Here is a 20,905-nt window from a genome sequence, read left to right on the forward strand (position 1 = left end):
GATCAAAATTGTCAAGTCAAATATAAATACTAAATGAAATCTTCGGGAAAATTTCTGTTTTTTTCCGGGTTGTCTGCACAACCGCATCGGTATGGCTCTGACAGACTGTCACACCCGATGAATTCCTACTGCCTGGATACCAATTCAGTATTAAAAAATGTAATATAAATTAACTGTGATCCATACCGTGCCTGGTTTCTGAACTTACTGGAAGTTTGTAATTTCAGGCTGGACCACATGGGTATCACCCTGCAATATCATTGTGAATTTGAATTTCTGCTGCCACTCACGTTACAGGCACCAGATTTTAGACTGTGTCCAGTTTGACTGTAGCGTCTCCAGGTCTATGTGGCCCGAGTATATTAGATTGAGAGACGTTATCATTAAATGTGACGCGCTCTGGAATCGTTGAATCGTAATTGAACGGACTTTGATGTTAGAACCACTTCGTTATTTACTGTTACAGGTGCGCAACCCTGATGATCCCATGTTAAAGCAGGAGGTTGTCTGTTTTGCGGACGTCCTGGAGACAGACACCAGTCAGGTCGCGGTATTCGATCTGCTGGGGGGGCCGCTGCAGGACCGGGATCTCATCGAAACTGATGTTGTCCTCATTGGGGGCAGTGGACATTACTCTGCCGCCGGTGAAGGGGACTGGCTGGAAACCGCTCTGGACAGCCTGCGACTGGTTCACGATTCCCGCAAGCCGACCTTTGCATCCTGCTGGGGGTTCCAGGCCATGGCTCGGGCACTGGGAGGTCAGGTGATTCACGATCTGGATAAAGCAGAAATCGGCGTCCACCATGTCAGACTGACGGCAGCCGGCGCAGCAGACCCGGTGTTTGGCCCGTCAGGTCCCGTGCTGCAAGGGCTGATGGGACATGAAGATACAGTGATTGAACTGCCTCCGGGAGCCGAACTGCTGGCATCGACGGATCGTGTGCAAAATCAGGCCTACCGTTTTGTGGATCGTCCCATTTACTGCACGCAGTTTCATCCGGAACTCACCTGTCAGTCGTTTCTCGGGCGATTGAATACGTATCCCGAGTATGTCAAAAAAATCGCCGGTCTGTCGCTGGATGAGTTTCGCCATTCTATTCATGATACACCTGAAGCCGCCGCTCTGTTAAAACGATTTGTGCAACAGATTGCACCACTCCATCTGGATCAAACCTGAAGCGATCTTACGCTCACCGCCAGGCAGAGAGTTTATGTCAGAACCATCACATCAAAAATTACACGTGGCCATCATCACCTCGGGAGGCGCCGGGATGTTCTGTGGCGCCTGTATGCACGACAACACCTGGACCCGGGCCATGATGCTGCAGGGCGCGGAAGCCACACTCGTGCCCACCTATACTCCCATCCGCGTCGATGAAGAGAATATGACAGGCTCGCCCGTCTTCCTGGGGGGCATCAACGTCTATCTGAATTACCGGTCCAGACTCTGGCGTAAGCTGCCACGTTTCATGAAGCATTGGCTCAACACGCCCTGGATCATCAATCTGGCCACAAAATTTGGGGTCAGCAATGATGCCCAAGAACTGGGAGCGCTGACTGTCACGCTACTGGAAGGGGATCAGGGAGCCGAAGGTCAGGAGATCGAAGAGCTGGCGCAGTTCCTGGGATCACAGCTTAAGCCCGATGTGATCTGTCTCAGTAATGCATTACTGTCAGGTACCATCAAAAAAATCAAGGAACATTACCAGGGCCCCCTGTTCTGCATTCTGCAGGGGGACGATGTCTTTCTGGAAGAATTGGGCGAACCTTATCGCAGTCGTTCGCTGGAACTGATTCGTAACAACGTGCAGCAGGTGGATGGCGTGCTGGTCCACAGTGACTACTACCGTGAATTCATGTCCGAATATCTGGATCTGCCTGTCGACCACATCCATAAAGTGCTGCTGGGAATCAATCTGGAAGGACACGATGGAACACCGGATGAGCGCACGGACGAACCTTTTACCATCGGCTTCTTTGCCCGGATCTGTAAAGAGAAGGGGCTCCACAATGTCGTTGAGGCGTTTGAGATCTTTCACAAAGCCCACCCCGACAGTCGCCTGTGTATCGGCGGGTTCCTGGGCAAGGAAAGTGAAGCGTATTTTCACGAAACGACCAAAAATCTCAGCGCTCTCAATGAGTCTTATCAATACTGGGGCAGTCCCGCTACCCGTGAAGAAAAGATCGCGTTCTATAAAAGCCTGTCTGTGCTCTCTGTTCCGACCGACTATCACGAGCCCAAGGGACTGTTTGTACTGGAAGCTCTGGCCAACGGAGTGCCTGTCGTGCAGCCTGCCCATGGTGCCTTCCCGGAACTGATCGAACAGACCGCCGGCGGTCTGCTGGTCCCCCCCGGTGATCCGCAGGCGCTCGCGGATGCCTGGGAACGACTTTACCAGGATCAGGAATATCGCCTCCAGTTGGCCCGCCAGGGCTATGAACGTGTTCGTCAGTTCTATAATGCGGATCTGATGGCGACCGAAAGCCTGAGCTTCTTTCAGAAATGGGTCGATGCCGCCGGTTTGAGGGAGAACACACCCCAATTGACGCCCGATCCCTGATTGTCACAGTATGCTGCTTAACAAGTGGCGTCGTTTTCTGTATTGTATAGCTTCCCGCTGACAGAATTGGTTCCCATTTGTGGACCACTGAATTTATAAATGTTCAATCAAAAGGTATTGAGATTTCGATGGCAGACCTGCACGCATTAATGAAAAAACTGCAAAAGAAGAATGATTCCAAAATTGTGCTCCTCGTTTCAGACGGATTGGGTGGCTTGCCACTGGAGCCGGGCGGAAAAACCGAACTGGAAACGGCGAACACACCCAACCTGGATGCCCTTGCGAAAAAAGGAACACTGGGACGCAGTATCCCTGTGATTCCCGGCATTACACCTGGCAGTGGACCCGGTCACCTGGGACTGTTCGGTTATGACCCTCTCGAATTCAACATCGGTCGGGGCGTACTCGAAGCTCTGGGCATCGACTTTGAACTCGGTCCCGATGACGTCGCCATTCGTGGCAACTTCTGTACGCTCGATGATGACGGCAAGATCACCGACCGTCGTGCAGGCCGGATCGGTAGCGACATTGGTGCCGAGCTCTGCAAAAAACTCGACAAAATCGAAATTCCCGGCGTGGAAGTGTTTGTGCGGCACGTCAAAGAATATCGCCTGGTCATCGTCCTGCGAGCCAAAGGACTGGGCGGAGATATCAACGACACCGATCCTCAGAAAACGGGTGTACCCCCGCTGGAACCGGTCGGCGAGAATGAAGCCTCTCAAAAGACTGCCGAACTCTGCAAAGAATTTCTCAAGCAGGCGGGCGAAATTCTCAAAGACGATCGTCCTGCCAACCTGCTCACCATGCGGGGCATTGCCAAAATGCCAGAAATCCCGACGTTCGAAGAAGTGTATGGCACGCGTGCTGCAGCGGTTGCCGTTTATCCCATGTACCGGGGACTGGCCCGACTGGTCAGCATGGACGTCAAAGACGCCGGTCAGACACTGGAATCACAGATGGACTGCCTGGAAAAAATCTGGGATGACTATGATTTCTTCTTCGTGCATTACAAGTACACCGATTCCACAGGTGAAGATGGTAACTTCGATGCGAAAGTCGCCCGGACGGAAGATGTCGATACCTGCATTCCCCGCATCACGGCGCTTAACCCGGACGTTTTGATCGTGACTGGCGACCACAGTACGCCTGCCAAAATGAAGTCACACAGCTGGCATCCCGTACCTGTGCTGCTGTCTGCGGAAAATGCCCGCTTTGATGGCTGCCAGAGCTTCGGCGAATCAGAGTGTATTCAGGGCGGACTGGGCCAGTTTGAAGCCAAATATCTGATGTGGCTGGCCATGGCGCACGCCGGTCGACTGGAAAAATATGGGGCCTGATTTGAAAATGAATCAGCGTTAACCTGATAAGGGATGCAGTCTTCCGCGTGAGGCCTGCATCCTTTTTCGTTATATTCGTTGTGACTGGAAGAACTGCAGCAGTGCGAGACAATATCTTCAGGAATCTTCAAGGTGCAGAGGCATTGATGATCGATTCTATAAATGAAGCCGTTTCAATCATGCGGAAGCAGATACATTCCCTGAAACAGTGGAAAGCAGAAACACTTACTATAACGGGTGGAATTGATGTCGCAGTATTTAAGCCAGCTCTCCGGGCTCTCCACAATGGTCATCACATTGGCTTGTGGCGCTCACCTGTTTTTTTTCTTTGTGCTCTGGATCTGGTCCCGCCGCGACCTGCGGGGCATCGCTTCTTCACTGGATGATTTCACACGCGGACTCAAACACCGCAGCCTGCTCGATTCCACGGGCCACCTCTCCGATCAGATCGAAGCGTTTCTGGCTGACGTGAATGAAACACTTGATCCCCAGGCCAATCCTGCCGACCGCATTGCGCTTTCCGAACGCGTACACATTCTGGATGAAAAACGCCGCTACCTGGATTCACATTTTTTCGAGACCTGCTACAACATCTGCCGCACTATGATTGAAGCCTATCCCCTGGCAGGCGTGCTGGGAACCATTCTTGCGATGGGAGCGGCGCTGCAGGCTAACGCGGGCACCGAGACGACCAACGCCATCAGTTCGATAGTCAGTCATTTCGGTGATGCGATCTGGTCGACGTTTGCCGGCCTGGCCGCCGCGATCCTGCTGATGTTTATCAACAGTGTGCTGGAGATGTCTTTTCTGGGCCTGGTCGAAAATCGCCAGCATGTGCGTGATACCATCGTCCGCGCCAAGCGGGAACTCGTTCTGGCCAGGGGAGGCGAGACACCAGCATGATCAGCCGCCAGCGTCTGACATTTCAGTTGACTCCCCTGCTCGACCTGTTGTTGATCGTGATCTTTGCGCAGTTCATGGATACACAGGAAACGACGGCACGGATTGAGCAGCGTTCTGAACAGCAGGTCATGCAAGCCGAGCAGACTGCGAAAACGCTCAGGGAAGAACAGCAAACCGTACAGAAAGAACTCGCTGAACTGAAGCGATCAAAACAGCAGGTTGTACTTGATGCGATGCAGGCGGAGCAGAACGCTCTTAAAATGCAGGACCAGGCGCGTGTCAGTCAACAGTTGGCAGAGAAGCAGAGCCGCGAACTCAGCGAACAACTGGAGCAGACACGGGAGCAGCGTGACCTCGTCGGCGAAATGGTACAGCAACTGTTTCAGCTTCCCGATGCACTGCTGGATCCGCTGTTAAATGCCAAACCGGATCCGGATTCCGAACAGACGAAAGCGGAAATCGAGCGCATCAAAAAACAACTGCAGGAACTGGCGGGAGGCAAAGCCATCGACGTCGTCAAACATTTCCTGACGTACGATGAATTGACCAAACGCAGCGATATCTGGGAACTCTATTTGACAGAGAATGGCATTTTTCGTCTGAAAGTTGGTGATCAGTCTACAGAATTCCGGGCCGACTCCCCGCAGGCATTTGTCGACCGCTTTTATGCCGTCTATAAAACGGTGCCCCAGCCCAAAAGCCTGGTGATTATCCTCTTCTCCTACGGTGATGCCCGCGCCTCTCTGCGTTTTGCAGCTACTCAAGGTCTGCCCCTGGTCGCCGAACGGATGCGAACTGACAGCAGTGGTCGCACCCGCTATGAATACGCGGTGATGGGCTTCACTCCTGAGAGGCCTGCCGCCAAAGCAGAACCGAACTGACGGAATTAAATCCCCAAGTCCGCTTTGACTTCTTTGAATTTCTCAATGGCAAAATCCAGGTCTTCAATCGAATGGGCGGCTGAGATCTGCGTCCGAATGCGTGCTTTCCCCTTGGGAACGACCGGGAACGAGAACCCGATCACATAGATGCCTTTCTGCAATAACGCATCAGCAACGCGACCTGCCAGTGCCGCATCACCCAGCATGATCGGTACAATGGGGTGTTCTCCGGGCAAGACTTCAAAACCGACTTGTGAGATCCCGGCACGGAAGTGTTTTGTATTGGCTTCCAGTTTATCGCGTAATTCTGTCGAAGCGGTCAGCATGTCAATCGCCGCGATGGAAGCGGTTACAATCGCCGGCGCCACGGAGTTTGAAAACAGGTAAGGCCGCGAACGCTGTCTCAATAGTTCGATGATCTCTTTACGCCCGCTGGTATAGCCGCCACTCGCACCGCCGAGTGCTTTGCCCAGCGTGCCTGTGATGATGTCAACCCGGTCCATCACACCATGGAATTCATGGGTCCCTTTCCCATGCTGTCCCATAAAACCGACGGAGTGGGAATCGTCCACCATCACCAGGGCATCATATTTATCGGCGAGATCACAGATCGCCGGCAGATTGGCAATGTAACCGTCCATCGAGAATACCCCGTCCGTGGCAATCATTCGATAGCGGGCAGAAGATGCAGCTTTCAACTGTTCTTCCAGGTCCTGCATGTTGTTATTTTTGTAGCGAAACCGCTGCGCTTTACAAAGTCGCACGCCATCGATAATGCTGGCATGATTCAGCTCATCCGAGATTATTGCATCTTCCGCGGTTAAGAGTGTTTCGAACAGGCCGCCGTTGGCATCGAAACAGGATGTGTAGAGAATCGTATCTTCTGTCTCCAGGAACTGGCTCAGCTTCTGTTCCAGTTGTTTGTGAATCGACTGCGTACCACAGATGAAACGGACTGAAGACAGACCGTAACCCCACTCGTCCAGGCCAGCGTGGGCGGCGGCAATCACATCCGGGTGTTCTGCCAGTCCCAGATAGTTATTGGCACACATATTAAGCACCGGCTCTCCTTCTGAGACACGGATATGTGCATCCTGGGGCGTCGTGATGATCCGCTCCGACTTATAAAGCCCTTCCTCGCGGATCGTCGAGAGTATCTGTTCCAGTTCCTGTTTGATTGATCCATACATGAGTCAAGTCCTGTTCCAATCTGGTGAATTTGTATGTCAATTAGTTTGTTGGAGGATGTTAAATATTGTTCCAGTCAAGAATGACTTTCCCCGATTGACCTGACATCATGACTTCAAATCCCGCTTCAAATTCACTGGCATGAAAGCGGTGCGTGATGATCGGGCTGATATCCAGTCCGCTCTGCAGCATGACGGTCATCTTATACCAGGTTTCGTACATTTCGCGACCGTAGATCCCTTTCAGCGTCAGCATGTTGAAGACGACCAGGTTCCAGTCGATGGCGATTTCTTTTTCCGGAATTCCCAGCATGGCAATCTTACCGCCATGACACATGTTCGTCAGCATATCCCGAAAGGCCTGCGGATTGCCCGACATTTCCAGTCCGACATCAAAGCCCTCCGTCATACCCAACTGCTGCTGTGCATCGGCGATGGAGTTCTCACGCACATCGAGAGCCAGAGTGGCGCCCATCTTGCGTGCCAGGTCGAGTCGGTACGGATTCACATCAGTGACCACCACATGCCGGGCACCCGCATGTTTCACGACAGCAGCTGCCATCACACCAATCGGGCCGGCTCCGGTAATGAGTACATCCTCGCCCAGAACATCAAATGAGAGGGCTGTGTGCACAGCATTCCCGAACGGATCAAAAATGGAAGCGACATCCCGGTCAATCGATTCATCGTGATGCCAGATGTTGGTCATTGGCAGAGAAATGTATTCCGCAAAGGCACCGGGACGATTCACTCCCACGCCTCGAGTATGAGCACACAGATGCCGTCTCCCCGCAAAACAGTTGCGACAGCGTCCACAGACCACGTGCCCTTCCCCACTCACGATTTCCCCCGGCGTGTAGTCGACGACATTTGAACCGACCTCCACAATTTCGCCGACAAATTCATGTCCCACCACCATCGGGACGGGAATCGTCTTCTGGGCCCAGTCGTCCCATTTATAAATATGCACGTCCGTGCCGCAGATGCCTGTGCGGTCGACTTTGATCAGCACATCGTTAATGCCGATTGTGGGAACAGGTACGTCTTCCAGCCAAAGCCCCGGCTTTGACTCCTTTTTAACCAATGCTTTCATAATGAAACCCATCACACGGGATAATTGGAAAAATTAAAGGGCGAGAATCCTTTATATCGACTCAATATCCATTATAATAGAAAAGGAATATCCATCTTGCAAGAGTGAATGTCCAATATAATGGATAACGAGATCATGTCGGCAAACTCCGCCAGAAAACAGTCTACGACTACAGCAGGTTCTGAATTGTCCCCCGATGAAATCAGTGGGCAGCTATCGCAGCGCGTACGGGAACTGCGCAAAGAGCGTGGCTGGTCTCTCGATTCTCTCTCTGCTGCGTGTGGCGTAAGTCGTTCGATGCTCAGTCAGATTGAGCGAGGCGAGGCGAATCCGACGCTGGCGGTAACCGTGCGGATCTCTCAAGCGTTCGGCATCGCATTAGGAGAACTGGTGGAAGCGCCGGTTTCTACCTCTTCCATTGAAGTCATCCGTGCGGAAGATCGGACATTTCATTATCGTTCTGATTCTGAATGCCGCATTCGTACGCTTTCTCCCCTGCACCTGGAAAAGGATGTTGAGTTTTACGAAGTCCAACTCCATGCCAGTGGTAAGCTGCAGAGTGCCCCCCACTTTCGGGGCACCCGTGAATTCCTGACGGTCGAGAAAGGCAAAGTCCAGGTTGATTCGGGAGAAGATACCACCCTGCTGGGACCTGGTGATTCTGCCAGCTATCGCGTCGATGTACCTCATGCGATCATCAACGTTGGTCGCGGCGAAGCAGTTCTGTTTCTGGTGGTCATTTACCAGAACTGATGAAAACGGTCTACTGTTCGCAGGCGGTCAGGCTCGGTTCTGATTCTGCCTCGGGTTGTGACAGTTCGACTTCGAAGTATTTCTCGCGATGTCGATCAGCCAGAATCGTATCAATGAAAAACTGGGATGTGTGAAACATCAGTAGTGGAAAGACGGCGGACGGAATACCGGCGTTACCAAACATCGAGGCATCGGTGGCGACGAAAACGGCAATCGGCAGCGTCTTCTGACTGCCGGCAATAGCGCTGGCAATCCGGTCGCGGGGAGCAAAACCAAAGCTTTTCCCCAAAAGCAGATTGACAGCGAATCCGCTGACATGCACCACAATGCAACTGATCCACACGACGGCAACCGCTGCCAGTGAGATACCCACTTCCGATGTCTGGATACCATATCCAGTCTGCACTGCTGCCAGCAGCACCATAAACAGCACAAAGACCAGCGCCACGGTTCCCAGTCGGGAAGTGATCCGGTCGGCAAACGCTTTGATCCGCTGGTTCATCCTGAGGATCTGTCCAAAGACGACAGGCAGCATCGCCGCATAGAACAGTTTGGTAATCATGGCGACCCGATCAAATTCCACTTCGCGCGACGTAATCAGCAGAATCCAGAACGGGACCGTGAGAAAGCAGGCACCGTTGGTGATCATGGTGACCATCAGGGAGACCCCGTCATTCCCGCCTCCGCGACGGGTCCAGACCGATGCGCCACACAACGTGCACGGCACACAGGCCATGATAATCAGGCCGATACCAAAATCAGCCGACAATTGAAGTGGTAGTATTGCCCAGGCTATCAGCGGCAGTAGAACGATATTCGTCGCCAGTGACAGGATCAGGGGACCCGGTTTTTTGATCGATGTCAGTAAGTGTTCGGAGTTCAGGCTCAGTGACATCAGAAACAGGACAATCGCCGTCAACCAGGAAGGGCGGATGAACTGTTTCACCTGCGAAAGTGTTTCCTGAGATCCTTCATGCCCTGCGTAGACGCCGATCGTTATTACAAAAGTAATACAGACTAAAAACCAGCGACGACGGAGGAAGGCAAGCATGACTCAGATTTCAGTTGGAGGAGTGCCAATTGAGTGCGTTTATTTTTTTGAAGCATTTTCGCGGAGCGCACGCCACCGTTTTTCCAGGTAGGGAAATGCCGGTTTGAGTGCTTCGGGAGGCTTATTTTCACCGACAGCTACAATCGCACTGGAGAGCTTGTCCGATTTTGCATCGCTGAATGCCATCTGGTAAACTGCTGCGATAGTGCGCTCGGGATTGACGCCGGGGTAGAGTCGAAGATAATCATTAAATGACTCACCGGCAGCAGCATTTTCTCCCTGCAGGTATTGACCTAATGCCAGGAAATAAGTGGCCTCATGGGCCGCCATCAAATGCATGAGTCGGGTTTTTTGAGGGACAATCAGGTCGGAAGGGAAACCAGCTTCCAGTCGCGTGGTGACAAAACTCTCGATCGCTGACTTCTGTTCTCCCAGCAATTGTGCGGTTCTCGTTTTCAGCAATTTCTTGGAGGGAGCCCCCCAGGGGACGACAAAGCCGTCCTTTGTCTCTTTTCTCAATTTTACATCGTAAGGCACCGGAGCGTTAAATGGTAATCGGATCGAAGCGATTTGTTTCGCCAGATCACCAGTAACGGATTCACTGGCATTGATTTCTTTATCAGGATATTCCGAAACTTTGATATCCGCGTCTTTCAGGATCCCTTTTCCGATCGTCTGAAGATGCGCGATGAAGCCGGGATCACCTTTTAATTCTTCCAGGTTGCGAAACAGCACGAAAGTCTGCTTACGCGACAGCGAATCTTCCAGACGCCGCATTCGGGTCGACCATTCACAGCTGCGTCCCATAATGAGGACCTGGGGCGTTTTCAGTTCTTCGGCTGAAAAACGATTCGCCGCTTCTTCACCATAAAAGTCTTTCAAAATTGCGGGAGACTTTAAGACATCAGCCAATGTTGCCGGGTTCGGAATCAGGACCGCATCGGAAGGTTGCTCTTTCGCTGGAATCGGCAGGCTCAGCACGGGATCAAACAGGTAAATGTTTTCATTCAGCAGCACGCCCACGAGTAATTTATAGGGAGCCTCTTCAGCAGGCTTTAACAGGACAGCGTCCATTCGCAGTTGCCTGAGCATATCGATATAAATCCAGGCTCGTTGTTCTGCAGAACCGGTACCCAGAATACAGATTTCATAAGGGGACAACGGGAGCACATTTTGTTTGTTGGTAATGAGAGCCACATTGCTCATGCAGTAATAGAAAGCGGCCGTCACGCGTTCGACATCATTCGATTTGCCCGCAATCGCCGCATTGACCATACCATTGAAAAGTTGTGAATCACGGATGAATTTTGCATCACTTTCCGTAAATCGTGTCAGATCCATTTTCGCCAGCTGGGCTTCGCCCAGGTATTTTTTGAAAAATGGCTTCTGCGAATCTGTCAAGGTCGGTGGGTCGGTATCAAAATTTGCGCAATTGAGTGTCCACTGATTCAACAGCGCCACAGCACGTTCCAGCGATGAGCTGATTTCCAGTCGTTCCGGCTCCAGCATGCTCATCGCGTTATCGATGTAGGTGTTACAGTCAGAATCACTCTGACTGGTTGAACTCGATTTGCTGGCTGTTTCCTGGGATTTGACTTTATTGGCAGATGGTGCAGGTGGTGTCTGGTTTTTACAACCTGGAACAGTGGACAACAGAGCAAAGCAGCAAACACCAGTCATCAAACCCCGGCGGGAAGCAGAGATGCATTGTATCAGATTCGAGAATGTCATATCAGTTTTGGCTTCGTGATACTGTACAGTTCCATCTTACAGAAGACGGGGCTGTGTCGGTCAAAGATCGGTTAAACCTCTGGAAGGAAATTCAATGAATATCAGAGGAGAATACGCTGTACCAGATACTATAACCAATTTTCAAGCAGATGGAATGTCTGATGCCCCACCGATTTCATTGAACAGATCCCGGAATTTCTGCATCTGCAGTGCAAAACTGGTGAAATCATCCAGCGGGAGCATATTCGGCCCATCACTCAACGCCTGGGAAGGATCGGGGTGTGTTTCTGCAAAGATGCCATCACAGCCACAGGCTACCGCAGCCCGGGCCAGAAAGGGAATCATTTCCCGCTGTCCTCCCGTTGATTTGCCCCCGGGTGTCTGTACGCTATGGGTGGCATCAAAGATCACAGGAGGCCCCATCTGCTTCATGATGGGAATGCAGCGCATATCGTTTACCAGCCGACCATAACCGAATGTTGTTCCCCGTTCTGTCAGCAGAAGTCGCTCCAGCCCGAAGGCTTCGCATTTCTTCACTGCATGAATACAGTCTTCGGGAGCTACAAATTGTGGTTTTTTGATATTCACCACGCCATCATATTTTAACGCAGCTTTGGAAGCCGCTTCCAGTAAATCAGTCTGACGTGCCAGAAACGCGGGAATCTGTAAAATCCGACAGACCTCTGCTGCGGAAGCCGCCTGGTTGGGCTCATGGATGTCGGTCGTGACTTCCAGGCCGGTTTCCTGTTTCACTTTCGCCAGAATCTCCAGGCCACGTTCGAGACCAGGACCACGAAAGCTGTCGACACTTGTGCGATTGGCTTTATCAAAACTGCATTTGAAGATCAGCGACAGGTTTTCTTTCGAGGCAATTTCAGCAAGTCGTCTGGCAGTGGTCAGTACCAGTTCTTCACTTTCAATAACGCACGGCCCGGCAATAAATACCAGTGGATGATTTTTCCCGCATGGAACCTGACCAATCGAAACTGGGTTTTGTGACACCTGTGAATCCTTTCCAACAGTATTACTTAAAATGATCCTTCGGGAATTATGGTGGAATTCTCCTGGTTCAGCAAGGGACGATAAATCGGCCTGCCCGCGGGAGAACCGTAATTTCCAGCGGTGTCTGACCTGAAGCATCCCCGTCGGTTTGAACGGGAACCGGTTTCGCAGAGCGAATCTGAATACGATTTGTCTGAATCCGTTGTACATCAGGAGAATTCAAATGTGAGCCTCGTACGATCTGGTACAGGTATCTCAGGGTGCGGAACAGCCCTTTTCCCTTGAATACAATCAGGTCGAGCAGTCCATCTTCATCGCTTGCCGAAGGAGAAAAGTTCAGATTCAGTCCATAGGCGGGAATGTTCACAACGATGGCATGGTAGGCGGTGATCTCTGCGGTGTTCTGATCTGTGGAGATTAACAGCGGTTCATACGGATAGGAACGAAGGGTACGCCAGACTGGCTTCAGATAACTCAGGTGGGAAATATTTCCTTTCCGGAATTCGGTCAGATCTGCTACTACTGCCGCGTCAAAGCCCACGCTTGCCATCAGGATAAAACGTTTCTGCTGCATCTGACACAGGTCGACTTCACGTGTCGCACCCTGCTTGATCATTTCCGCGACGAAGACGCCTGACTTTGGAATTCCCAGATGCCGGGCCATCAGGTTTTCGGTTCCCAGCGGGAGAATCGCGATTCGCTGATCGGGGTACCGATTGATCAGGTCCTGGACGGTTCCATCTCCACCGGCAGCAACAACGCACAGTGGCGGGGTTTCCGTAGACTGGTCTCGCAGCCTTTCCTGCATACGCTCTCTGTTGGAAAACAGACGTGGCCGAATGCCTTTCTGCTTCAGATGTTGGATCAGATCCATGATCAGCGAAGCACGGTTTCCTGTTCCGGAGATTGGATTTCTCTGAATGGCGACCCAGGGTAAACTCATTTGCTGTCATTCTCTATGCGGCGGCAGGTTTGCGAAACGGTTCGCTGAAAAGGGGATCAGTCATTAAAACAGGCGGAAAAACTTGAGAAAAAATATCTGGATTCAAGCAGAATTTGAAGAAATTCGCAGATTCCTTTCGTTGGATCTTAATTTTGGCTGACAGAAAGCCGATTTCATAGGTACGATATCGTTATACTGTTTATGTTGTTCAAGATTTTGGTGAAAAGCATAAAAACCAGGTCAGGTATTCTATCAATCCGGCCTGAATCTACGTAATACAAGACTGAGGTATCTTGTTTTTTATCCGGTTGTTCCTACAAATCAGGTAGGCCGGAAAAGCAGGTGTCTCCGTTTGTGATACAACATTAAGTGAAGCATCAAATGTCTTAGTGGACAAAGGCTGTTTTCGTAGTGACCAATCCGCAAAAAATTCTCTTCTGTGGGCCCACGGATGACCAGACTTCTGAGTTGCGAGAACAGTTCTCCAATGAAGACTATGTGGTCGTAACCTCGGAGAATCTGGCGGAAGGTATCGCTGAATTTGATCAGGGAAATATCTCTGCCCTGGTCGTACCAGCCACTTCAGGGACATTACCCCTGGCTTTAATTCAGTCGGGTAGCCTGCTGGAATTTCTGCCTCATGCTGTGGTGGTCCTGGATTCCGAGCTGCGCATTATCTGGTCGAATCACCGGCTGGGCCAACTCTGCGGTCATGAAAACTCGCTGGTCGGTCATTCCTTCTACGATGCCTTTGGCGCCCCCGAAATTCTAGGCCCTGACTTCAGCCCGTTTCACTCAGCTTTCTCCACACGCAAGATTGCCAAGAGCGGACTGCGGGTCGGAGATAAAAGCTATTTTGATGTCGAAGTCATGCCGGTCCTGATGGCTCCCGACAGTCAAGAGGAGCCCGCTTATCTGGTGGCCAGCGTTCGTGATATTTCGGAAGAAGTATTACAGCGGCAGAAACTCAATGCCATCTATCAGGCAGGACTTGAGCTCGGCGATCTTTCTCCCGAAGAAATCTTCGAGATGACAACAGAAGACCGCATTGAACTTCTGAAAGCTAAAATTCTGCATTACACTCAGGATCTGCTTGAATTTGAAACCGTGGAAATTCGTCTGCTGGATAAAGCCTCCAATCGACTCGATGTTCTACTTGCCGTAGGCATGGAGCAGGTGGCGACCAACCGCACACTCTATGCAGATCCCGAAGCGAACGGCGTGACCGGCTTTGTCGCCGCGACGGGAAAAAGTTATCTCTGCGAAGATACGGCGCACGACCCCCTGTATATGACAGGGGCTCCCAATGCCCGCAGTTCCCTGACGGTTCCCCTGAATCTGCACGATGAAGTTCTCGGAACGTTTAATGTGGAAAGCCCGCACGCGGGTGCCTTTGACGAAAATGATCTGCACTTCCTCGAACTGTTCAGCCGCGAAGTTGCGATTGCCTTGAATACACTGGATCTGCTCGTTGTCGAAAAACTGACGACAGCCTCTGCCAGTACTGAATTAATTATGCGTGGGGTCGTTGATCCAGTGGATGAGATCCTCAATGATACGGCCTGGATTCTGGAGCGGTATATCGGTCACGAGCCGAGTGTGTGCGAGCGATTGCAGCGTATCCTTAAAGATACTCGCCACATTAAGCAACTGATTCAACAGGTGGGAGATGAAATGGCTCCCCAGACACCTCATCATCATAAAGTGCCCACGATGAGACAGGTGAATCCCAAACTGGTCAACAAGCGGATTCTGGTCGTCGACAGTGATGCCACTGTCAGACGGGCAGCACATGAACTGCTGGGCCGACTGGGCTGTGAGGTAGAAACCGCTCACGATGGAGAAGAAGCATTCCTGATGGTCCGCAGCTTTCATTATGATGTTGTCATCGCCGATATCCGGCTACCCGATATGAACGGGTACGAATGCTTCGCCCAGATCCGGGAGATCCATGAGCACCTGCCTGTGATTCTGATGACAGGTTTCGGGTACGATCCCACGCACTCGATCGTCAAAGCCCGACAGCTCGGTCTGAAATGCGTCCTCTACAAGCCGTTCCGCCTCGATCAGCTCATTACCGGCGTTGAAAAAGCGGTCAGCATTTCGGAAGATATCACTTCAGACACCTCCAACTGAAGTTCCTTCCTCACGCTGATCTCAACGGGCCACTCCATTTCCCACTCGCTGATTTTTCCGTTTTCGAAATACAGGCTCGATTTCCCTTCGGCCCTGCGATATATTAAAAAAAGTTAATTTATTGAGGCCGTCCTCACTTGAGATGACGATTTATTACACGGATCGCCACCGGGCATATTCATTCCAGTCACATCGCAGATCACTTCCTCACAAGGAGACTTTTCATGTCAAATTCTGTCGACCGCCGCGAGTTTCTCAAGAAAGCCTTGATTGCGGGGACGGCTGTGCCTGCCTTCACTGGCGCGCTGCCTCTGATGCCACTGGAAGCCGCTTCCCAAAGTAAAAGTCCAAACGAAAAACTCAATCTGGCTTCGATCGGCGTGGCCGCCCGGGCTTATGCGAATATCAGCGGTACAAAATCAGAAAACTTTGTCGCCCTCTGCGATATCGATGCGAAGCGTCTGGAGATTGCCTCCAAAGAATTCCCCAAAGCCGACAAGTACGATGACTACCGCAAAGTTCTCGATCGCAACGACCTGGATGGCGTCCTGGTCAGTACTCCCGATCACATGCATGCCCCGGCGGCGGCAGCAGCGCTGCGAAAAGGTCTGCCTGTTTACTGTGAAAAACCACTGACTCACTCTGTCTATGAAGCTCGTGTCCTGACCGACCTGGCCGCGAAAGCCGGTGTTGCCACTCAGATGGGCAACCAGATTCACGCGACCGACAACTACCGCAAGGTGGTGGAAATGGTTCAGTCCGGTGTGATCGGACCTGTCCGCCGCGTGCATGTCTGGGTGGGAGGCGGCGTTCGTATTGAAGGCGAACGCTCCAGGGAAAATAATCCACCCGCTTACGTCAATTACGATCAATGGATCGGGCCGGCTCCGTTCCGTCCTTACAATGAATCCCACTTCCATTTCAACTGGCGCTACTGGTGGGACTTTGGAAACGGCCAGCTGGGTGACTTCGGCTGCCACTATATGGATCTCCCGTTCTGGGCATTGAAACTCAAATATCCCAAGACGGTCGTCGCCGTAGGCGAGAAAGCACATGGCGGCGTGAATGAATGCCCCAGCCTGATGAAGGTCGATTACGAATACGAGGCCCGCGAAGATCTGCCTCCGGTTCACATGACCTGGTATCATGGCGGCTGGAAACCCAAAGGCGCTGAAATGTACGAGAAAAACAGTGCCGTTCTGTTCGAAGGAGATGACGGACGCCTGCTCGCCGACTATGGCTCGAACAAGGTCTTCATGGAAGCCGGCAAAGAAGCCAAACCGGTAGAACCGTATCTGACCCGTCCCAAGAGCCATCACATCGAATGGCTGGATGCCATCCGCAACGGCACACCCACCGGCAGTAACTTCAATTACGCCGGCCCACTGACCGAGACTGTGCTGCTGGGCAATGTTTCCTACCGCGTCGGTCAGAAGAAACTGGAATGGGATGCCGACAATCTTAAAGTCACCAACGTCCCCGAAGCCGCCCAGTACATCAAACGCGAATACCGCGAAGGCTGGACACTGTAGTTGGTGTGAATCTGACAGACGGACTTTGCTTCGTCACAACAAAAAAAGAGCCTGCTGAAACCAATTCAGCAGGCTCTTTCTATTTTTTGATATCAGATTACGTCAGCTTATTTATACTTCACAACCGTTTTGTAGTTGGGAGCTAAAAACCGGGGACCGCGGCTCTTATAGACGACTTTGCCTGGAGCGTAATAAGAGTAAGCAGGCGTGGGGGCATAATAGGTGGTTACAGGCTGCACGACAATGGGAGCGGGCTGATAATAAACCGGAGTCATGACCGGTGCCGGCACCAGGGCAGGAGTATAATAAGCGTTCATTGCCGGTACATAGTAGGCGGTATTAACCGGAGCCGGAACCGAGTAAACAGGAGCGGGGCCTACATACGGAAATGGTGAGCTGTAGTAAGTGATGCGTCCGCCTGCTTCAGATACGGAAGACATCAAAGTGAAACAGGCGACAACAGCCGCCACGGTGAACAGCATTCGAATACGCATGGGTCTGACTCCTAAAGAGTGGAAAATCGAGTTTAGTCACTGATGAGCCGGGCTCAGTTCATTCTGCTCAGGCGCTTCCCCAAAGAGGTGCCTCCTGCCTGCGATCTCGACTTCCCTGTCAGACTTCATCAACTGGGTAAGTTGTGCCTGCTATAACGATTATACAGGGAATTCCGCGCACAGCTACCAGCCAGTTCATGTTTTTTCAATCTCAGACAAATCAATAAACTGTTATGGGTTATGGTTTTCCGATAAATTGGCTCGATTCGAGTGTCAAAGCAGTCCTCAGGATTTCTGAGCCCCCTCAATCAGTCCCTGCAGGTAACCGAACGCATGCAGGCGTCCCAACATCGTATATCCGGGCTCTCCCGCTTCTTCTCCCACCAGTTGCGGCACATGGTCGGGGCGAATCGGTCCTGTGAAACCAATCTTCTGATACGCTTGGACGGCGGCAAACATGTCGGTCGGGCCATTATCATGAAACGTTTCGACAAAACGTTCGCGCATTCCCCGGATATCCCGGAAATGGACATAACGGATATGAGGTCCCAATCGCTCAATCGTTGAGGGAATATCAACGCCCATTTCCGCAAACGTTCCCTGGCAGAAACAGATCCCATTGGCCGGGCTCGAAGAGAGCGCCATCAGTCGTTCAAAACTCTCCACAGAATTCATGATGCGGGATTTCCCCATAAACGTTTCCAGAGGTGGATCATCGGGATGCATGGCCAACGTCACATCACAGGCTTCGGCGACCGGCAGCAATTCTGTCAGAAAGCGTTCCAGGTTCTCCCATAACGCCTCTTTTGTAATAGGTTCGGTCTGTTGCTGCTGCGTTGTCTGAGACAGCGAAACCGCTTGCTCGGCCTGTTCCACATCAAAGCCGGTCACCAGGGCCCCGCCTCGCTCCGGTGCATCCAGTTGTGTACGGACCCAGTCTGTTCCCGCCATGAAGTTGTAACAGACAAACGGTATGCCTGCCTGCTGCATGTTTTGCAGCAGCATTTTCATTTCCGCGATCTCTTCATCAAACCGCTCATTGCCCAGCTTGATGTTTTCAATGGGCAGATATCCTTCAATTGCCGCAATCTGCAGACCACAGTTAGTGACCTGTTTATTGAAAGCCTGTAACTTTTCCAGGTCAGGTCCCGGATAACGAATCGTCACATGTGTGACACCGATTTGCGCCAGTAGTGTCAAGTTCTCATTAGTAAAAGGGGTAACCACCGATGTCAGTTGCATGCGACCTGTTCCTGTTCTCAACTCAAATGAAGTTCACCAGAAAAGTACCTCTCTTTTCCGGCAGTCACTTGCTGCATTTTCATTGTTTCTCAATGAATTCACAATGACTGACCTGTAGAATTCACAGCTTCTGCCTTTTCTCTGACACGGGAACTGAGTTAGAATTTTGCTTTCCCTTCACTGAGAACACAACATTTTCATTCTGACAGGCGCTAGCAGATGCATCGCACTACTCCTTCCTGCCCCGACGGGCCGCTGCTGAGAGACATCGATTCCCTCGCGAAAGTACTGGGACTGGGGCCGGGCGACTACGAACCCTACGGCCGCCTTAAGGCCAAGCTTGTGCATGGGCTTGCAGACAAATTCAAAGACCGTTCCCTGGCGAAATACATCGGCGTAACGGCTGTCAATCCGACTCCCCTGGGCGAAGGCAAAACCGTCACTGCGATCGGCCTGGCGATGGCCCTCTCTCAGCAGGGCCACACGACGATCGGCACACTCCGCGAACCTTCGCTGGCGCCGGTGTTTGGCATTAAGGGAGGCGGGGCCGGTGGGGGGAACTGCACACTGGAGCCCCAGTCCGATATCAATCTGCATTTCACCGGCGACATGCACGCAGTTACCTCTGCCACCAATCTGCTGGCCAGCATTATTGATAATCATATTGCCCGGCGGAAAACTCCAGAAATCAATCCGAAGACCATTACCTGGAAACGGGCCCTGGACCTCTGCGACAAAGGACTGGCCCACATCATCAGTGGACTGGATCACCCGCCCCAGGCCCCCCTCCGCGAGACCGGCTTCGATCTGACCGCCGCTTCGGAAGTCATGGCGATTCTCGCATTGGCCATTGATCCCCTCGATCTGCGTCGGCGACTGGGGCGCATTGTGGTTGGCATGACGCTCGATCGTCAACCGGTCACGGTCGAGGAGTTGGGGTGCGCCGGTGCAATGGCGGCTCTGCTCATGGATGCCCTGCGCCCCAATCTGGTACAGAGTTGTGAAGCGACTCCCTTCCTGGTGCATACCGGGCCCTTTGGCAATATTGCGCATGGCAACAGTTCGATCATCGCCGACCAGATTGCCATGCGACTGGCTGATTACGTGGTGACGGAAAGCGGCTTCGGAGCGGATTGCGGGGCCGAAAAGTTTTTCGATATCAAGTGCCGCACCAGTGGACTCCAACCCGATGCGGAAGTGCTGGTCTGCACGGCCCGGGCATTGAAGCTTCAGAGCGGCCAGTTTGATGTTCATCCGGGGAAGCCACTACCCCCCGCGCTGCTGGAAGAGAATCTGGACGCCCTCCGCGCGGGGGCCGTCAACCTGCGAGCGCACCTTGATATCATTCGCCAGTATCATCTGCCGACGGTCGTTGCCATCAATGCTTTTCCCGATGATTCTGAACGCGAACTGGAAGAAATTCAGAAAATCGCACTCGAGCAGGGCGCTTTTGCTGCTGTGATTACACGTGCCTTTCAGGAAGGAGGCGATGGTTCCCTGGCACTGGCGGAAGCGGTCGTCGAGGCAGCCGCACAACCCAGTCAGTTTCAGTACCTCTATCCCCAGGAAATGCCGATCGCCGAAAAAATCGAAACGATCGCAACCCGCATCTACGGCGCAGCCTCGGTTGAATTCGAACCGCAGGCCCGTCGACGCATGCAGGAATACGAACAGTTAGGCTATGGAGACCTGCCCGTCTGCATCGCCAAAACGCAGTACTCACTCTCCCACGATCCGCATCTATTGGGACGGCCGACCGGCTTCACCTTCCCAGTCCGTGACTTGCGTCTCTCGGCGGGCGCCGGGTTTCTCTACGCGTTGAGTGGCGAAATCCGCACGATGCCAGGTCTCCCCTCAGACCCGGCTGCTTTGCAAATTGATATCGACGACTCCGGTAATATCATCGGCCTGCATTAAGGCAACAGAAATTGCCAGGTCGCGTTTCTTGGTTAGAATACATCCTTGCAAATAGGAGAAACCGGGACTGATGATCTTCGGCTAACCAGTCATTCTGATTGGCAAATTGTCTAAAAAATTAGCCGCACGGCGTTAGCCGCGG

17 protein-coding genes are annotated in these 20,905 nt (G+C 52.2%); 9 read left to right on the forward strand and 8 right to left on the reverse strand.

Annotation, left to right across the window (positions count from 1 at the left end; all coding sequences use genetic code 11):
- The first annotated feature begins 433 nt into the window (after positions 1-433).
- From ACN0YH_RS18780 to ACN0YH_RS18800, 5 genes are all read left to right on the forward strand, one after another.
- Positions 434-1,177, forward strand: a complete 744-nt coding sequence (locus ACN0YH_RS18780) for a type 1 glutamine amidotransferase (protein ID WP_417381121.1) — start codon at positions 434-436, stop codon at positions 1,175-1,177.
- A 34-nt stretch (positions 1,178-1,211) separates the two neighbouring features.
- Complete coding sequence (locus tag ACN0YH_RS18785; RefSeq protein ID WP_417381122.1) at positions 1,212-2,561, forward strand: glycosyltransferase family 4 protein; 1,350 nt, start codon at positions 1,212-1,214, stop codon at positions 2,559-2,561.
- A 128-nt stretch (positions 2,562-2,689) separates the two neighbouring features.
- On the forward strand, positions 2,690-3,898 hold the full coding sequence (locus ACN0YH_RS18790; RefSeq protein WP_417381123.1) for a 2,3-bisphosphoglycerate-independent phosphoglycerate mutase: 1,209 nt from the start codon (positions 2,690-2,692) through the stop codon (positions 3,896-3,898).
- Between the two features lie 246 nt (positions 3,899-4,144).
- Complete coding sequence (locus ACN0YH_RS18795) at positions 4,145-4,801, forward strand: MotA/TolQ/ExbB proton channel family protein (RefSeq protein WP_417381124.1); 657 nt, start codon at positions 4,145-4,147, stop codon at positions 4,799-4,801.
- Positions 4,798-5,682, forward strand: a complete 885-nt coding sequence (locus tag ACN0YH_RS18800) for a hypothetical protein (protein ID WP_417381125.1) — start codon at positions 4,798-4,800, stop codon at positions 5,680-5,682. Before ACN0YH_RS18795 ends, ACN0YH_RS18800 begins: the two co-directional genes overlap by 4 nt.
- Before the next feature lie 5 nt (positions 5,683-5,687).
- Here ACN0YH_RS18800 and ACN0YH_RS18805 read toward each other — a convergent pair whose 3' ends face one another.
- Both ACN0YH_RS18805 and tdh read right to left on the reverse strand, forming a co-directional pair.
- Positions 5,688-6,872 (reverse strand): glycine C-acetyltransferase, encoded by a 1,185-nt coding sequence (locus ACN0YH_RS18805; protein ID WP_417381126.1) that lies wholly within the window; start codon positions 6,870-6,872, stop codon positions 5,688-5,690.
- Between the two features lie 58 nt (positions 6,873-6,930).
- Positions 6,931-7,962, reverse strand: a complete 1,032-nt coding sequence (gene tdh / locus ACN0YH_RS18810) for an L-threonine 3-dehydrogenase (protein WP_417381127.1) — start codon at positions 7,960-7,962, stop codon at positions 6,931-6,933.
- 135 nt (positions 7,963-8,097) lie between these two features.
- Between tdh and ACN0YH_RS18815 the strand changes: the two genes are divergently transcribed.
- Positions 8,098-8,715, forward strand: coding sequence for a helix-turn-helix domain-containing protein (locus tag ACN0YH_RS18815; RefSeq protein WP_417381128.1), 618 nt, complete (start codon positions 8,098-8,100; stop codon positions 8,713-8,715).
- Positions 8,716-8,725: 10 nt separating this feature from the next.
- Here ACN0YH_RS18815 and ACN0YH_RS18820 read toward each other — a convergent pair whose 3' ends face one another.
- The 4 genes from ACN0YH_RS18820 to ACN0YH_RS18835 form a co-directional block, all read right to left on the reverse strand.
- Positions 8,726-9,766, reverse strand: coding sequence for a bile acid:sodium symporter family protein (locus tag ACN0YH_RS18820; protein WP_417381129.1), 1,041 nt, complete (start codon positions 9,764-9,766; stop codon positions 8,726-8,728).
- A 39-nt stretch (positions 9,767-9,805) separates the two neighbouring features.
- Entirely contained in the window at positions 9,806-11,497 is a 1,692-nt protein-coding gene (locus tag ACN0YH_RS18825; protein ID WP_417381130.1) for a hypothetical protein, read from the reverse strand.
- A 141-nt stretch (positions 11,498-11,638) separates the two neighbouring features.
- Positions 11,639-12,499: a 3-deoxy-8-phosphooctulonate synthase gene (gene kdsA / locus ACN0YH_RS18830; protein WP_417381131.1), complete on the reverse strand. Its 861-nt coding sequence runs from the start codon at positions 12,497-12,499 to the stop codon at positions 11,639-11,641.
- A gap of 67 nt (positions 12,500-12,566) precedes the next feature.
- Positions 12,567-13,442 (reverse strand): diacylglycerol/lipid kinase family protein, encoded by an 876-nt coding sequence (locus ACN0YH_RS18835; protein ID WP_417381132.1) that lies wholly within the window; start codon positions 13,440-13,442, stop codon positions 12,567-12,569.
- 411 nt (positions 13,443-13,853) lie between these two features.
- Between ACN0YH_RS18835 and ACN0YH_RS18840 the strand changes: the two genes are divergently transcribed.
- Complete coding sequence (locus tag ACN0YH_RS18840) at positions 13,854-15,578, forward strand: response regulator (RefSeq protein ID WP_417381133.1); 1,725 nt, start codon at positions 13,854-13,856, stop codon at positions 15,576-15,578.
- Positions 15,579-15,802: 224 nt separating this feature from the next.
- Complete coding sequence (locus tag ACN0YH_RS18845) at positions 15,803-17,110, forward strand: Gfo/Idh/MocA family protein (protein WP_417381134.1); 1,308 nt, start codon at positions 15,803-15,805, stop codon at positions 17,108-17,110.
- 107 nt (positions 17,111-17,217) lie between these two features.
- Here the strand turns inward: ACN0YH_RS18845 and ACN0YH_RS18850 are convergent, their stop codons facing one another.
- Both ACN0YH_RS18850 and ACN0YH_RS18855 read right to left on the reverse strand, forming a co-directional pair.
- Positions 17,218-17,604: a hypothetical protein gene (locus tag ACN0YH_RS18850; protein ID WP_417381135.1), complete on the reverse strand. Its 387-nt coding sequence runs from the start codon at positions 17,602-17,604 to the stop codon at positions 17,218-17,220.
- Between the two features lie 285 nt (positions 17,605-17,889).
- Positions 17,890-18,846 carry a mannonate dehydratase gene (locus ACN0YH_RS18855; protein WP_417381136.1) on the reverse strand — a complete coding sequence of 319 codons (957 nt, stop codon included), beginning with the start codon at positions 18,844-18,846 and terminating at the stop codon, positions 17,890-17,892.
- Between the two features lie 219 nt (positions 18,847-19,065).
- Here ACN0YH_RS18855 and ACN0YH_RS18860 point away from each other — a divergent pair, with 219 nt between their 5' ends.
- Positions 19,066-20,763 (forward strand): formate--tetrahydrofolate ligase, encoded by a 1,698-nt coding sequence (locus tag ACN0YH_RS18860; protein ID WP_417381137.1) that lies wholly within the window; start codon positions 19,066-19,068, stop codon positions 20,761-20,763.
- The last annotated feature ends 142 nt before the right edge of the window (positions 20,764-20,905 follow it).

The sequence above is a fragment of the Gimesia sp. genome (assembly GCF_048262075.1).
GTDB lineage: Bacteria > Planctomycetota > Planctomycetia > Planctomycetales > Planctomycetaceae > Gimesia.

Excerpts from the sequence above, each read along its gene's own strand:
- ACN0YH_RS18780 (WP_417381121.1), top strand. The coding sequence starts at position 434 with ATGTTAGAACCACTTCGTTATTTACTGTTACAGGTGCGCAACCCTGAT.
- ACN0YH_RS18785 (WP_417381122.1), top strand. The coding sequence starts at position 1,212 with ATGTCAGAACCATCACATCAAAAATTACACGTGGCCATCATCACCTCG.
- ACN0YH_RS18790 (WP_417381123.1), top strand. The coding sequence starts at position 2,690 with ATGGCAGACCTGCACGCATTAATGAAAAAACTGCAAAAGAAGAATGAT.
- ACN0YH_RS18795 (WP_417381124.1), top strand. The coding sequence starts at position 4,145 with ATGTCGCAGTATTTAAGCCAGCTCTCCGGGCTCTCCACAATGGTCATC.
- ACN0YH_RS18800 (WP_417381125.1), top strand. The coding sequence starts at position 4,798 with ATGATCAGCCGCCAGCGTCTGACATTTCAGTTGACTCCCCTGCTCGAC.
- ACN0YH_RS18805 (WP_417381126.1), bottom strand. The coding sequence starts at position 6,872 with ATGTATGGATCAATCAAACAGGAACTGGAACAGATACTCTCGACGATC.
- tdh (WP_417381127.1), bottom strand. The coding sequence starts at position 7,962 with ATGAAAGCATTGGTTAAAAAGGAGTCAAAGCCGGGGCTTTGGCTGGAA.
- ACN0YH_RS18815 (WP_417381128.1), top strand. The coding sequence starts at position 8,098 with ATGTCGGCAAACTCCGCCAGAAAACAGTCTACGACTACAGCAGGTTCT.
- ACN0YH_RS18820 (WP_417381129.1), bottom strand. The coding sequence starts at position 9,766 with ATGCTTGCCTTCCTCCGTCGTCGCTGGTTTTTAGTCTGTATTACTTTT.
- ACN0YH_RS18825 (WP_417381130.1), bottom strand. The coding sequence starts at position 11,497 with ATGACATTCTCGAATCTGATACAATGCATCTCTGCTTCCCGCCGGGGT.
- ACN0YH_RS18835 (WP_417381132.1), bottom strand. The coding sequence starts at position 13,442 with ATGAGTTTACCCTGGGTCGCCATTCAGAGAAATCCAATCTCCGGAACA.
- ACN0YH_RS18845 (WP_417381134.1), top strand. The coding sequence starts at position 15,803 with ATGTCAAATTCTGTCGACCGCCGCGAGTTTCTCAAGAAAGCCTTGATT.
- ACN0YH_RS18850 (WP_417381135.1), bottom strand. The coding sequence starts at position 17,604 with ATGCGTATTCGAATGCTGTTCACCGTGGCGGCTGTTGTCGCCTGTTTC.
- ACN0YH_RS18855 (WP_417381136.1), bottom strand. The coding sequence starts at position 18,846 with ATGCAACTGACATCGGTGGTTACCCCTTTTACTAATGAGAACTTGACA.
- ACN0YH_RS18860 (WP_417381137.1), top strand. The coding sequence starts at position 19,066 with ATGCATCGCACTACTCCTTCCTGCCCCGACGGGCCGCTGCTGAGAGAC.